The following is a 13,004-nucleotide window of genomic DNA, read 5'->3' as shown; positions in this document are numbered from 1 at the left end:
GGAGCATGTTGGACTTCGTCCTTCTTTTTCTCCACACGACAAAACAAACTGATTTGCTTTGTCCCGGTTTATCGAAAACGTTCTTTTAGGTGGTTATAGCAGTGAGGTTCCACCTCTTCCCATTCCGAACAGAGAAGTTAAGCTCACTAACGCCGATGGTACTGCGGTTTTCCCGTGGGAGAGTAGGTAGCCGCCTCTTCAAGGTCAGATCGTAAGGTCTGACCTTTTTTTATGCCCTTTTCCGCGTGGGGTAATTGCTCGCCTTGCGCCCAGGCTTGTCCCTTTCCCTATGCCTTCCTGTGCCTTATTCTTCCGTGTGGCGCGGGGTGTTCTGTTGGGATGCCTGGCACAGCCCTCCCATTGCGAAGGAGCCCCCGTTTGAGCGTGGTGTCTTTTTCGGATCTTCCGGGCGCTTGGGCTTCTGCTGCCCGCCCTTCCTGGTATGGCTGGCCGACGACGGAACCGGCTGACGGAAAAAACGGGGGCTTCGGAGATGAGATAAAGAATCTTGTAAATCGGTGGCTTGCCCCGAATAGGCTTGGTGCTTGGAATCTTTTTACTATCTTTACTCCAAAGCACAGACTATGATAGAGATACCCGAGTCCCGCACCTTGGCGAAGCAGGCGGCCGATGTATTGGCCGGCCGGACGGTTACCGATGTTTTCAACGCTACCCACCCGCATAAATTTACATGGTATACCGGTGACCCGGCTGCATACAAGGAGTTGCTCGCAGGAAAGAAAGTCCTGTCTGCCGCAGGCTACGGTGCATTTGCCGACTTGCTGTTGGAAGACAAGGTGCATGTTGCGCTTTCGGACGGGGTGCACATGCGTTACTGTCCGGCCGGTGCGGACATCCCGCCCAAATACCAGTTGCTGATAACATTCGATGATGACAGTTTCCTGGTCTTCACGGTGGCCATGTATGGCGGGATCAATGCTTTCCGGGGTAAACTGGACAATCCCTACTACCTTGGTGCCTTGTCGAAGCCTTCCCCGCTCGACGACCGGTTTGATTCCGCTTATTTCGACCGTTTGGTGGCCGGAGCCAAGCCTAATCTTTCCGCCAAAGCGTTCCTCGCCACGGAACAACGGATTCCCGGCTTGGGAAACGGCGTCCTGCAGGATATTCTTTTCAATGCACGGATCCATCCTAAACGGAAGATGGCTGCGTTGGGCGGGCGTGGGTTGGACGCGTTGTTCGGTGCAGTGAAATCTACGCTGGCGGAAATGGCGGCAGCAGGTGGCCGGGATACGGAAAAGGATCTTTTCGGCAATCCCGGCGGGTACAAGGTTGTGCTCTCGAAAAATACATATACGGATCCGTGCCCTGTATGCGGAGGTGTGATCGTCAAGGAAGCCTATCTGGGCGGGGCGGTTTACTATTGTCCGCATTGCCAGCCGTTGAAATAGCACCGGGTTTACCGGGGGCTGTCTTTCAAAGATGTCCGGCCTGCGGTTCCGCCGAAAGGATGAACGGCAAAAGCCGGGGATTTCCCCGGCTTTTGCGTAATTGTGCGGCAGATAGATTATTGGCCGCATTGGCGGTCGGATAACTGTGCGGACTCTCCCTGTGCGACCCTGCCCCGGGAGCCCGTATTATTCGGTGTAACTTCTGCTGTTGTTGCGCAGCCACGCGTGCGTTGGCGGCTTTCTCTTTCATCCGGGCGGCGCGCTTCTCGCTGTCGGGGTGCGATGAAAACATCTTCTGTACGGTCGATGCCTTGACGCCCTTCGGAAGTCCTGCCAGTTTGTTCAGCGAATTGCCCGTCGCATAGAGGCTGAAACCGTGTTTTACGGAGAATTGAAATCCGTATTTATCCGGCTTCCTGCTCCTGTTTCTGCGAGAATTGCGCCGCGGTGAACGTTACGAGTTCGCCCAGCTGCGAGCCGCTCAGCTTGGCCAGCGTGCTCCCCTCCGCAGCCCGGCGTCATTGCGGGCAGCGGATGCCAGACAGGCGTTTTCCATCGCATGCTTTGTGTCCGCATGGATCCGGGCGGAGATCGGGCGTGCCGTGTCGTTCGCGGAAAATCGGGAGTCTGTTATTTTTCCGACTTTACGAAATCGAGGATCGCCCGGGCCGTGGTTTCCGGCTCTTCGAGGAAGCCCATGTGTCCCGAGTGTTCGAGCCACACGACCCCGGCCTGGGGATGCTCGGCAACCATCTTTTCGGCGGCCTCGGGCGGGATGTAGCCATCCTTTTTTCCGAGGATGAACAGTTGCGGAACATCCGACGAGCGCAACATCGCGTTCTGGTCTTTGCGGGTGACCATGCCTCCCAGCAGTGCGACGATCCCTTCGTCTTCGGTAAGGAAAACCTGCTCGGTCAGGTCTTCGATATACGCTTGCATCCGCGTGCGGTTCTCCTCGGCAAAGCCTGCTGCCGGAGCTACCCGGGCGAGCATGTCCTTCTTGCCTGCCTTTACGAGGACGATCTCCCTGCGGCGGTTTTCGGCCTTTTCGGGAGTATCGGGGTTGGGGGTGGAACTGAGCAGGACGAGCCCGTCGAGCATCCCGGGATGACGCTCGCAGAATGCCAGTGCCACGTAGCCTCCCATGGAGTGCCCTACGAGCGTACAGCGCCCGATGCCCAGAGCCGTGAGGGCGTCGGCTACCGTGTCGGCCAGGAAATCCATCGTATGCACTTCGCCTGTGACGACCGAAATGCCGTGACCCGGCAGGTCGAGCGTCACTACGCGTACCTCTTTATATAGGTAGGGGACGAAATCCTCCCATACCAATGCCGATTCGAGATAGCCGTGCAGCAGCACGACACACTTGTCACCGACCTGCGAATCGCAGACATGCAGGGCCGTAGACCCTGCCATTATAAATTTTTCGGTCATGTTCCGGGAATTATTCCTCCTCGTCATCCCCTTCGTCGAGGTAGTCGAGTACGGATTCGCGCCGCGTCGTGCCGAGGAGATCCTCGTCGTCCTCTTCGTCGATCGAACGGTAGAGCGAGTGCCGCTCTTTGCCGCTCTTGCGTATCGGATCGAGGCGTTTTGCCTTTCGAAGTTCGTCCGCGTCGTGTTCGCGGATTCCCTTGGGTGTTTTCATGGGTGGGAGAGGATTGGTTTTAGAAATTGTCGGTTTCGAATACCCCGCTGAAAACCCTGCGGGCAGGGCCCGTGAGCCTGATATTCGTATAATTCTGTGTCCCGGCCTCGTGCGTGAAGCCCACGATCAGCTCTCCGCCGGGAACCTGTATCCGGTATTTTGTCGTTCCGTGCTGCAAAGCATAGTTGGTTATGATCGCTGCAGCCGTGGCACCCGTGCCGCAGGCCAGCGTCTCGTGCTCGACGCCCCGTTCATAGGTGCGCATACGGATCGCTCCGTTGCCCGTGACCTCGACGAAATTGACGTTCGTACCCTGCGGGAACCGCCCCGTATCGTAACGGATACCCCTGCCGCGCCCGTTTACGTCGATGCCGTCGACAGCATGTACCATTTCCACGTAGTGGGGAACCCCCGTATTGAGGAACCACCAGCCGTCGCCGCTGCGGATTTCCGATACATTTATCATGCCCAACTCGATTTCGCCCGCGGGGCCCTGCGCACGCCGGATGTGTGCCGTATGCACGCCGTCCGTCGCGTCGAAAAATTTGGTTTCCCCGCCGATGCCCAGATGTTCGGCGAAGAGCGCGAAGCAGCGGGCGCCGTTGCCGCACATCTCCCCTGCCGACCCGTCGGCGTTGTAGTAACGCATCGAGCAGTCCAGCTCGGCGCTGCGGCGCAGGGTCATCAGCCCGTCGGCACCGATGCCGAAATGACGGTCGCACAGGGCGGCGATACGCCTGGCACCCGGCCGGAATACCTCTCCGCGATCGTCGATCAGGATGAAATCGTTGCCTGCCCCCTCGTATTTGACGAATTTTACCAGCACTTCCGATAGTGGTTATATCATCGCAAAAATAATAAAACTTCTAAAAGTTTTACTACTTTTGTGGAAAATATGCGTATTCGCCGGTACCGGCAGGCGCCCGTATTGTTTTTACAGAAAACCTATAAATACAATTCCCATGAAAAGTGTGCTTTTCAAGCATCGTTCGATACGTAAGTTCCGTTCCACCCCTATTCCCGAGGATGTGCTGCACGAGATACTCGAAGCGGCATCGCGTGCTTCGACATGCGGTAACATGCAGCTCTATTCACTGGTCGTGACCCGCGATGCCGCTTTGCGCGGGAGGCTCGCCCCGTGCCACTTCAACCAGCCGATGGTAACGCAGGCCCCGTGCGTGGTGACGGTCTGCGCCGATGTGCACCGGTTCTCGATGTGGTGCCGGCAGCGCGATGCAGATCCGGCCTATGACAATTTCGCGTGGTTCCTCAATGCCGCGACCGATGCCCTGCTCGCTGCCCAGAACCTGTGCGTCGAGGCTGAACTGAAGGGGCTGGGCATTTGCTATCTCGGAACGACGATCTATACTGCCGGCGAGATTGCCGACATCCTCGAACTGCCCAAGGGCGTCATTCCGCTGACGACCGTCGTGGTGGGGTATCCCGACGAGTCGCCCGAACTGACCGACCGCCTGCCGCTCGAAGGTGTGGTGCACTATGAGAAATATACCGACTATACGGCCGCCGAGATCGACGAGTTGTGGGCCGAGCGCGAAGAGTCGGAGCTCACCAAACGCCTCCTCGAGGAGAACGGTCTGCCCAACCTGGCGCAGGTCTTCACGCAGCGCCGCTACGTTCGCAAGGACAACCTCGCGATTTCGAACTCCTATTTCGCGCTGTTGAAGGAAAAAGGGTTCTTTAACAACTGACGCTGGGGTGCGGGGGGCCTGTCGTATATTCGTTGCCGCCATGCTGGGCCTGATCTGCTCGGCATGCAGCGTCACACGCAAAATCCCCGAAGGCCAGTACCTGCTGCAGAAGGTGAAGATCGACGCCGACAAGTCGACGCCCCGCAAGGAGCGCATCACTGCGGCCGATTTCGAGAAATATGTGCGCCAGACCCCGAACAAACGCTTTCTGGGTACCAATTTCTATGTCTGGCTCTACGAGCAGGCCAACCCCGGCAAGCAGAACTGGTGGAACAACTGGAAGCGCAGGATCGGGCAGGAGCCCGTGTTGCTGGACATGGGCCTGACGGATCGGAGTGCCCAGAACCTGAAGATCTTTATGGATTCGAAGGGCTTCCGCGCATCGCAGGTGACCTTCGAGGTGGACACCACCTCGCGGCGCAAACGCGCCAGGGTCACTTACCGAACCCGGCAGGGCGAGCCTTACCGGATCGACTCCGTGTCCTATGAGTTCCAGGACAAGTTCCTCGAACAGATCATCCTGCCCGATACCGCCAATACGCTGCTCCGCAAGGGCGGCATCTTCGACATCACAGTACTCGACCGCGAGCGCGAGCGTATTGCGGCCTACCTCAAGGAGCGGGGTTATTACAACTTTACGGTCAACAATATCGAGTATGTGGCCGATACGCTGGGCGGGGGCCATAAGGTCGGGCTCGAACTGGTCGTCAAGCAGAACCTTACGGGATATAACGAGCGCGGCCTTCCGGTCATGGACAACAACATGGTCTACCGTATCGACCAGATCAACGTCTTCCCCAATTACGACCCTACGGTAGCCCGAACCGATTCGACGTTCCTGCAGCGGCTCGACACGCTCTATTACCGCGGCTTGAATATCGTCTATGAGAAACGCCCCAACCTGCGACCCGCGATCCTGCGGCAGGCGGTACCGCTCTACCCGAACTATGTCTACAATTCGGCGCAGGTGAACCGTGCCTATACCGACCTGATGTCGCTCGGGTATTTCAAGAGCGCCAAGATCGAATTCGTGGAGCAGCCCCAGAGTGCCGAGGTCACCAACTACGTCTCCTTTATCGGGGCGTCGGCCGATTCCACGCAGACCCGTTATACGCGGGAAGGGTACCTGAAATGCAATATCCTCTGTACCCCGACCCTGAAACAGAGTTTCAAGGTCGATCTGGAAGGAAGCACCACGTCGAGCTTCTACGGACTGAAAGCCACCGTCGGCTACCAGAACCGTAATATCTTCCGGGGTGCCGAGGCGTTCGACGTTTCGTTCACGGCCGGCTATGAGTTTATGAAGGCGCCCGATGCCAGGAAGAAGCGGGCCACGGAATTCGGCATCACGACCGGGTTGACTTTCCCGCGCTTCCTGATGCCCTGGCGCACGCGGCGGTTCCGTTCGGTCAACCAGCCCAAGACCAAGGTCGAGTTGTCGGTCAATTTCCAGGATCGCCCCTATTACCGGCGCACGCTATCCAGTGCGGGCATCACCTACCAGTGGACGAACAACCGTTACTCGACGTTCTCGCTGCGGCCCATCGACATCAATGTGGTCGATGTCAACAACCTCGACGAATCGTTCCTGATGATAAACAAGACCGATTCCGCGGGGCAGCAGGAGCTCACACCCAACAAGTACCTGCTCGAGAGTTTCCGCACGCAGTTCATCGGCGGGCTGACGTTCGGCTATTCGTATAACAACCAGCGTAAGAACCTCGGGGGCAATGCGACCAATATCCGGTTCAATTTCGAGACGGCGGGCAACCTGATCGACGCCGTAGACCGCTTGTTCTATGCGCGTCCCAAAGACGGAAGCCCGGCCAAGATTTTCGGGATCGAATACTCGCAGTATTTCCGTACCGACCTGAGCATCAGCCGCAAGATCATGCTGGGGGGAGCCACGGCGCTCGTCGGCCGCATCTATGGCGGCGTGGCGATGGCTTACGGCAATTCGACCTCCGTCCCGTTCGACCGCCAGTTCTATTGCGGCGGCAGCAACGGTATGCGCGGCTGGGCGCCCCGTACGCTGGGGCAGGGTTCGGTGCCCGACCCCCACAGTTCCTTCCCCATACAGACGGGCGATGTGAAGCTGGAGGCCAACCTCGAACTGCGTTTCCCGATATGGGGCATGGTGCATGGCGCGACCTTCTTCGACCTGGGTAACATCTGGTATATCCGGCAGAACTCCGACTACTCCGATGATGCGGTCTTTCATTTCGACAAGTTTTACAAGCAGTTGGGGTTCAATACGGGCATCGGCCTGCGGCTGGACATCAAGTTCGCGGTGCTCCGTCTCGACTGGGGCGTGCAGCTCCATAATCCGAACAATCCCTCCGGCGAAAAGTGGATACACAACCTGCGCTGGAAAAATACGGCGCTCAATTTCGGCGTGGGGTACCCCTTCTGATTCCCGCCCCTTCCCTTTTTGCCGTCGGAGGATTATCCCCGGGGCACGCGCATAAAGCCTCCCCGGCCAAGCGGCCGGGGAGGCTTTGTTGTCTGCGGCAATGCCGTGCCGTCAGTTCTGTGCCTTGTACTGCGAGGGCGACATGCCCGTATTGCGTTTGAAGTAGCTGCCGAAGAACGATTGGTTCGGGAAATTGAGGTAGTAGGCGATCTCCTGAATGCTCATGTGGGAATATTTGAGCAGAGTCTTGGCTTCGATGATCACGTAGTTGTCGATCCACTCCGAAACCGACAGCCCGCTGATCCGTTTGATGAGCGTCGTGAGGTATTTGGGCGTGATGCAGAGTTGGCGGGCATAGAATCCCACGCTGCGTTCGGTGCGGTAGTGCTCGCCCAACAGGTGCGTGAACTGCTTGAAGTACTCCTCGGCCCGGTTGTGTATCGGGTTCTGTACTTCGGGATGCTCCGAGAGGTAGTTGTAGAGGACGTCCCCGACCTTGTAGATCGTCGCGGCGATCAGCCCGTTGATGATGTCGTGCGTGAAATGGGTCTCCTTGCCCCGGGTTTCACGCTCGATCTGCGCGATGAAACTGCGTATCGAGTGGCTTTCCTCGTGCGTGAGCGTCAGGCAGGGGTTGGCCGCGAATTGCAGGAAAAGCTGGAGCAGGTTTTTTGTGTCGATGTTGATGCGGCGCAGGAAATCGGGCGAAACGACGATTACGTCGGCCCTGAAATACTCCTCCGACTTGACCTGGAGGATATTCTTCGGGCTGAAGATGAAGATCGAATTTTTCTTCAGCCGGTATTCGTGCAGGTTGAGCGATACGCTGGTCTCCCCTTCCGTGCCGACGCCGATGACGAAGGCGTCGATGCGGCACGGGAACCGGAAAATTTCCATACGGTTGTCGCTGCTGGCCGTGAAGCACTCCCTCATCAGGCCCTGGCGGTTGTCCCCGGACATTTCGATGAGTTGCGACAGCGTGAATGAGTTGATCATAGTTTCTGTGTGGTTTCTGTTCATTTCATCCTTTATAATCGGGCGAAATATAGCAATAAAATGGTAATTTAAGTTCGTTATGTTCGATATTCGAACGAAATGAACAATTTAAACTCCTTTCCGTATTTTCCCGGTCGCAATGCCCGGTCTGGATATGAAAAAAGTGCCGGAACCCCGGCACTTTTCAAGTCTTTATTTTTTGGAGTTTATTCGCCACTCCTTATTTTGCAGCAGGAGCAGCGGCTGCGGCAGGCGCGGCTGCCGGGGCGTCCGTGATACCCAGCTCCTTCTTCACGGCCGGGGCGAGGTCGGTCAGCATGGCCTCATCGAAATAGGCCAGCGACCCCGTCGAGGTATCGAAGACTGCCAAGTAGCTGCCAGCGCTTGCGACCTTGTCGATAGCAGCCTTGGCCTTGTCGATGATCGGGGCCAGCAACTCGTTGTAACGCTTCTGGAGATCCTGCTGTGCAACCTGTTCGAAATCGTTGCGGCGCTGGATGAGGTCATTCAGTTCCTTCTCTTTGAGCTGGCGTACGGCGTCCGACATGGTCGAGAAATTCTTGTTGAACTCCTGGTACTTGTTATTGTATTCGACGACAATGTTCTCCATGCTCTCCTGAAGATCCTTACTGTAAGCTTCGATGTTGGTCTGCATCTCCTTCATTTCCGGCATCACCGAGATAACTTCCTGGGTGTTGATGCGCCCGAATTTCTGTGCGAAGAGCGATGTGGCGCCCATCACGAATACAACCGCAAGGGTTAGTTTGATTGCTTTTTTCATAAATTATCAGTTAATGTTTTGATGATCCTATTTTTTGAGGACGTCGATAACCTGCTGCGTACGGTCTACGCTGGGGTTCGAGTAGAGCAGTGTCGGGTTATTGGCCGAATCGAGCACCACGTCGGCACCTACCTGCTTGGCATAGGCTTCGATCGCGGAGAATACCTGTTTCTGGATCGGCTCGATCATTTCGACACGCTTTTTCATCAGGGTGCCGTCATTGCCGAAGAGTGTTTCCTGATACTCCTGTGCCGCTTTTTCTTTGGCCAGGATGTCGTTTTCCCGAGTTTGGCGCGTCGCGGCCGTGAGCGAGGCTTTCTGGTTCATGTAATTGTTGTAGAGCGTCTCCACCTCGGCGAACTTCGCGTCTACCATATCCTGATATTGTTCGGCCAGTTTGTCCAGCGTGGAAAGCGCAGTGTTGTAGGCGTCGATGGACTTGAAGACCTTTTCGCTGTTTACGATTATGTAGTTCTGGGCAGCCAGTGTGCCAGCCGAGAGAACGAATGCCGCTATTAAAATCAGACGTTTCATAATCCTTTGTGTTTTAAGTTAATATTCAGCCGGTTTCCCGGAACGGTGCTATAAATATAACTATTTTCTTTCAAATTTATTGCCACACTGCGCTTTATTTGCGCTTCCCGTATGTTTGCCCGGAAAGCCGGCTGGGGAGTTGCCCTCCCGCTGGCCGCCCGCCGTGCCGCGGTTTAGAACTGCTGCCCCAGTACGAAGTGGAACTGGCTGCCGCTCTTCTTGGTCGAACCTGCCGGGGCGTCGAATCCGTAACCCCAGTCGATACCCAGCATACCCACCACCGGCAGGTAGAGGCGGACGCCGAAGCCGGCCGAACGCTTGATCTTGAAGGGCGAGAACTTCTTCCACGATTCGAACGCATTACCGCCTTCGAGGAAGCCCAGTACATAGATCTGCGACGAGGGTTTCAGGATGACCGGGTAGCGCAACTCGGCCGTGTATTTGTTGTAGCCGACCGAATAGTCGCTCGTGGGGTCGAGTGCCCCGTCTTCGTAACCGCGCATCGAGATGATGTCGATACCGTATATATTATACCCCGACATACCGTCGCCGCCGACCTCGAAACGCTCGAAAGGCGAAACCTTGTGTTTATTGTAGTTGCCCAGGTAACCCATCTCGGCCTTGAGCATCAGCACCAGGTTCGAGTTTTTCGTCAGCGCCTGGAACCACTGAGCCTTGAACTGCCATTTGTGGAACTCTACCCAGCGGTAACGCTCCTGGTTGGCCTTGTCGGCGGTCGTGCTGTTCGTGCTGTTGGCCAGTTGTTCGAGTTTCTTGTAATCCTTGCCGTCCCAGAGCGAGTAGGGGGGCGTGAACTGCACCGAAGCGCTGAACTCCGAACCGCGGCGCGGATAGATCGGCTGGTCGACCGAGTTGCGGGCGAATACGAGTTTGAGCGAAAGCAGGTTGGCCGCACCGTTGGTCATGCCGAACGTGTTCCAGTTCTTGAGCGAGAAACGTTCGTAGCTGGCCTCGCCGTAGAGCGTGAAGTAGGGGTCGGGCCAGTTCAGACGCTTACCCAGACCGGCTGCAACGCCGTACGTGCGGAAATACTGCGTACTCTTCTGCCATACGTAGTAGGCGTTGTTCTGCTCGGAGAAATGCGCCGAGATCGTGAACGAGTTGGGCTTCTTGCCGCCGAGCCACGGGTCGGTGAAACTCAGGGCGAAGGCCTTGTAATAGGTACCGTTGGTCTGGGCCGATAACGACAGACGCTGATTCTGTCCCATCGGGTAGGGGCGCCATGCGCCTTTTTTGAAGAAATTTTTGACCGAGAGGTTGTTGAGCGTGATGCCGACCGAACCCACGAACGTACCGGAACCCCAGCCGCCCGCGATGTTGAACTGGTCGGATGCCTGCTCCTCGAGCGGCCAGTTGACGTTGACAAGCCGGTCGGATACCGGTTTGATGTCGGGCATGATCGTTTCGGGGTTGAAATGCCCCATCGAACCGAGCGTGCGGATGGTCTGCATCAGCAGCGAGCGGTCGTAGAGTTCGCCCGGGAAGGTGCGCAGCTCGCGGCGGATGACCTCGTCGTCGACGCGCTGGTTGCCCGTGATGCCCACCTCGTTGATCTGGAACTGCTTGCCCTCGAATACCTTGACCTCGATGTCGATCGAGTCCGGGCCGATGATCGTCTCGGCGGGTTCGATCTGCGACATCAGGTAGCCGTTGTTCTGGTAGAGCGACGAGACGGACATCGCCTCGGGGTCGGTTTCCTTGCCGATGCCCAGTCGTTTGTGCATCGACTTTTTGTCGTAGGTGTCGCCCTTGCTCACGCCGAACATCTGCTGCAGGTCGTTGGTTTCGTAGACCGAGTTGCCGACCCACGATACGTTGCGGATGTAGTATTTGTTGCCTTCCGAGACTTCGAGGTCGATGCCCAGCCGCTTGTCGTTGATCGGATAGATCGAATCGCGTACGATCGTGGCGTTACGGTAACCGCGCGAGTTGTAGAAGTCGATCAGGAGGTCTTTGTCCTCTTCGTAATCGTTTTCGTTGAGCTTCGCCCCGCGGAAAATGTTGATGCTCTTCTGGTGGGTCTTCTTGAAGGTACGGCGCAGACGTTTGTCCTTGAACTGTTCGTTGCCCGTGAAATTGATCTTGCCGATCTTGACCTTGTTCTTGCGGTCGATGAGGAACGTGACGTTCACCATCTGCGGGCGCAGCGTGTCGTTGGTGATGCGCACGTCCACCTCCGTATTGCGGAAGGCTTTTTCCGACCAGTAGGCCTTGATGAGTTTTTTGTTCTTGTCGATGATATAATCCGACAATTCGCTGCCCCGCTTGAGTTTGAGCTTCTCCAGCAGGTCTTTCTTCTTGCCCTTCGAGATGCCTTCGAAATCCCAGTTGTTGACACGGGGACGCTCCTTGAGGAAAACCTCCAGGTCGAGGCTGTCGCCTTCGATCTGGGCACCGATCTTCACGTCGGAGAAGAACCGCTGGCTCCACAGGCGCGAAATGGCATTGGCGATGAAATTGCTGGGCAGGTAGATCGAGTCGCCTGCGATCAGTCCGGCCGAGGATTTGAGGATGTCGGAATTGAGGTACTGCACACCGTGGATATTGATGTCGCGGATGTAGTAGAGCTTCTGGGGGTCATCCTGCCGCATCATGGGGGCGTTTTCCGGGAATGCGGGCTTCGACGAGGCCGCGGTGTCTGCAGGATTCTGTTCCTGGGCGAATATATTCGTGCAGCATAACACGAAGGTCACGGCTGCCGTGAATATCTTACCGAAATAATTCATCTATTTTAATCTAATCTTTACTTCATCTATTTAACCAGCCCGAAACGTCGGTCGCGGCGGGCGTATTCCTCCATTGCCCGGTCGAACTCCTCTTCGGTGAAATCGGGCCACAGCACCTCCGGAAAATAAAGTTCGGCATAGGATGCCTGCCAGAGCAGGAAATTGCTCAACCTGCATTCGCCGCTGGTGCGGACGACCAGATCGGGGTTCGGGTAGGGCGCCGTGTCGAGCGAAGCGCTGACCGTCCCCTCGGAGATCTCCTCCGGGGCGAGCTCTCCGGCTGCGACCCGTGCGGCGATGCGCTGCACGGCGCGCGTGATCTCGCTGCGCGACGAATAGTTGAGCGCAAGGATCAGCGTCAGCGTCTTGCCCCCGGCCGTCCGTTGCTCGGCCTCGCAGAGGTAGCGCTGCACCTTCTCCGAAAATCGTGTGCGGTCACCGATCATCCGGATCTCCACCCCCTGGCGGATCAGTTCCGGGGTCTCGTTGACCACGCTCTTGCAGAAAAGCTCCATCAGCGCGTCGACTTCCTGTGCGGGACGCCCCCAGTTTTCGGTCGAGAACGCATAGAGCGTCAGGTACTTGACTCCCCAGCGTGCCGCTGCGCGCAACGATGCCCGGACAGGTTCCACACCTGCAACATGGCCTTCGTAACGCTCCTTGCCGCGCAGCTCGGCCCAGCGGCCGTTGCCGTCCATGATGATGGCGACGTGTTGCGGTATGCGATTCTGCTCGCTCATATTAGGGCACAAATATAGGGAATT

At 56.9% G+C, this 13,004-nt stretch carries 11 protein-coding genes and 1 rRNA gene; 4 read left to right on the top strand and 8 right to left on the bottom strand.

Annotated elements, in window-relative coordinates; all coding sequences use genetic code 11:
• The first annotated feature begins 85 nt into the window (after window positions 1–85).
• Together rrf and NQ559_RS03905 are read left to right on the top strand one after the other, a co-directional pair.
• Window positions 86–199, top strand: a 5S ribosomal RNA gene (gene rrf, locus NQ559_RS03910).
• A gap of 385 nt (window positions 200–584) precedes the next feature.
• Entirely contained in the window at window positions 585–1,412 is an 828-nt protein-coding gene (locus NQ559_RS03905) for a zinc finger domain-containing protein (protein WP_026318545.1), read from the top strand.
• 630 nt (window positions 1,413–2,042) lie between these two features.
• Here NQ559_RS03905 and NQ559_RS03900 read toward each other — a convergent pair.
• The 3 genes from NQ559_RS03900 to dapF are packed head-to-tail and all read right to left on the bottom strand — an operon-like array spanning window position 2,043 to window position 3,886.
• Window positions 2,043–2,846, bottom strand: coding sequence for an alpha/beta fold hydrolase (locus NQ559_RS03900; RefSeq protein ID WP_018696784.1), 804 nt, complete (start codon window positions 2,844–2,846; stop codon window positions 2,043–2,045).
• Window positions 2,847–2,856: 10 nt separating this feature from the next.
• Complete coding sequence (locus NQ559_RS03895; RefSeq protein ID WP_018696783.1) at window positions 2,857–3,060, bottom strand: hypothetical protein; 204 nt, start codon at window positions 3,058–3,060, stop codon at window positions 2,857–2,859.
• A gap of 19 nt (window positions 3,061–3,079) precedes the next feature.
• On the bottom strand, window positions 3,080–3,886 hold the full coding sequence (gene dapF, locus NQ559_RS03890) for a diaminopimelate epimerase (protein ID WP_018696782.1): 807 nt from the start codon (window positions 3,884–3,886) through the stop codon (window positions 3,080–3,082).
• A gap of 136 nt (window positions 3,887–4,022) precedes the next feature.
• Between dapF and NQ559_RS03885 the strand changes: the two genes are divergently transcribed.
• Together NQ559_RS03885 and tamL are read left to right on the top strand one after the other, a co-directional pair.
• Window positions 4,023–4,769, top strand: a complete 747-nt coding sequence (locus tag NQ559_RS03885; RefSeq protein WP_018696781.1) for a nitroreductase family protein — start codon at window positions 4,023–4,025, stop codon at window positions 4,767–4,769.
• 40 nt (window positions 4,770–4,809) lie between these two features.
• Window positions 4,810–7,182 (top strand): translocation and assembly module lipoprotein TamL, encoded by a 2,373-nt coding sequence (tamL, locus tag NQ559_RS03880; protein WP_193542636.1) that lies wholly within the window; start codon window positions 4,810–4,812, stop codon window positions 7,180–7,182.
• Between the two features lie 111 nt (window positions 7,183–7,293).
• Here the strand turns inward: tamL and NQ559_RS03875 are convergent, their stop codons facing one another.
• The 5 genes from NQ559_RS03875 to uppS form a co-directional block, all read right to left on the bottom strand.
• Entirely contained in the window at window positions 7,294–8,178 is an 885-nt protein-coding gene (locus tag NQ559_RS03875) for a helix-turn-helix domain-containing protein (protein WP_018696779.1), read from the bottom strand.
• 220 nt (window positions 8,179–8,398) lie between these two features.
• Window positions 8,399–8,959, bottom strand: a complete 561-nt coding sequence (locus tag NQ559_RS03870) for an OmpH/Skp family outer membrane protein (protein WP_026318543.1) — start codon at window positions 8,957–8,959, stop codon at window positions 8,399–8,401.
• 27 nt (window positions 8,960–8,986) lie between these two features.
• Window positions 8,987–9,493 (bottom strand): OmpH/Skp family outer membrane protein, encoded by a 507-nt coding sequence (locus NQ559_RS03865; RefSeq protein ID WP_018696777.1) that lies wholly within the window; start codon window positions 9,491–9,493, stop codon window positions 8,987–8,989.
• A gap of 173 nt (window positions 9,494–9,666) precedes the next feature.
• A complete protein-coding gene (locus tag NQ559_RS03860; protein ID WP_018696776.1) occupies window positions 9,667–12,240 on the bottom strand; it encodes a BamA/OMP85 family outer membrane protein in 2,574 nt (857 codons plus the stop codon).
• A 26-nt stretch (window positions 12,241–12,266) separates the two neighbouring features.
• Window positions 12,267–12,980 carry a polyprenyl diphosphate synthase gene (gene uppS, locus NQ559_RS03855; RefSeq protein WP_026318542.1) on the bottom strand — a complete coding sequence of 238 codons (714 nt, stop codon included), beginning with the start codon at window positions 12,978–12,980 and terminating at the stop codon, window positions 12,267–12,269.
• Between the last annotated feature and the right edge of the window lie 24 nt (window positions 12,981–13,004).

Origin of the sequence: Alistipes onderdonkii, from assembly GCF_025145285.1 — a bacterium.
GTDB lineage: Bacteria > Bacteroidota > Bacteroidia > Bacteroidales > Rikenellaceae > Alistipes > Alistipes onderdonkii.
Note: the sequence above shows the minus strand (reverse complement) of the source record. Positions and strands in the feature narration are given on the sequence as shown.

Excerpts from the sequence above, each read along its gene's own strand:
- NQ559_RS03905 (WP_026318545.1), top strand. The coding sequence starts at position 585 with ATGATAGAGATACCCGAGTCCCGCACCTTGGCGAAGCAGGCGGCCGAT.
- NQ559_RS03900 (WP_018696784.1), bottom strand. The coding sequence starts at position 2,846 with ATGACCGAAAAATTTATAATGGCAGGGTCTACGGCCCTGCATGTCTGC.
- NQ559_RS03895 (WP_018696783.1), bottom strand. The coding sequence starts at position 3,060 with ATGAAAACACCCAAGGGAATCCGCGAACACGACGCGGACGAACTTCGA.
- NQ559_RS03885 (WP_018696781.1), top strand. The coding sequence starts at position 4,023 with ATGAAAAGTGTGCTTTTCAAGCATCGTTCGATACGTAAGTTCCGTTCC.
- tamL (WP_193542636.1), top strand. The coding sequence starts at position 4,810 with ATGCTGGGCCTGATCTGCTCGGCATGCAGCGTCACACGCAAAATCCCC.
- NQ559_RS03875 (WP_018696779.1), bottom strand. The coding sequence starts at position 8,178 with ATGATCAACTCATTCACGCTGTCGCAACTCATCGAAATGTCCGGGGAC.
- NQ559_RS03870 (WP_026318543.1), bottom strand. The coding sequence starts at position 8,959 with ATGAAAAAAGCAATCAAACTAACCCTTGCGGTTGTATTCGTGATGGGC.
- NQ559_RS03865 (WP_018696777.1), bottom strand. The coding sequence starts at position 9,493 with ATGAAACGTCTGATTTTAATAGCGGCATTCGTTCTCTCGGCTGGCACA.
- NQ559_RS03860 (WP_018696776.1), bottom strand. The coding sequence starts at position 12,240 with ATGAATTATTTCGGTAAGATATTCACGGCAGCCGTGACCTTCGTGTTA.
- uppS (WP_026318542.1), bottom strand. The coding sequence starts at position 12,980 with ATGAGCGAGCAGAATCGCATACCGCAACACGTCGCCATCATCATGGAC.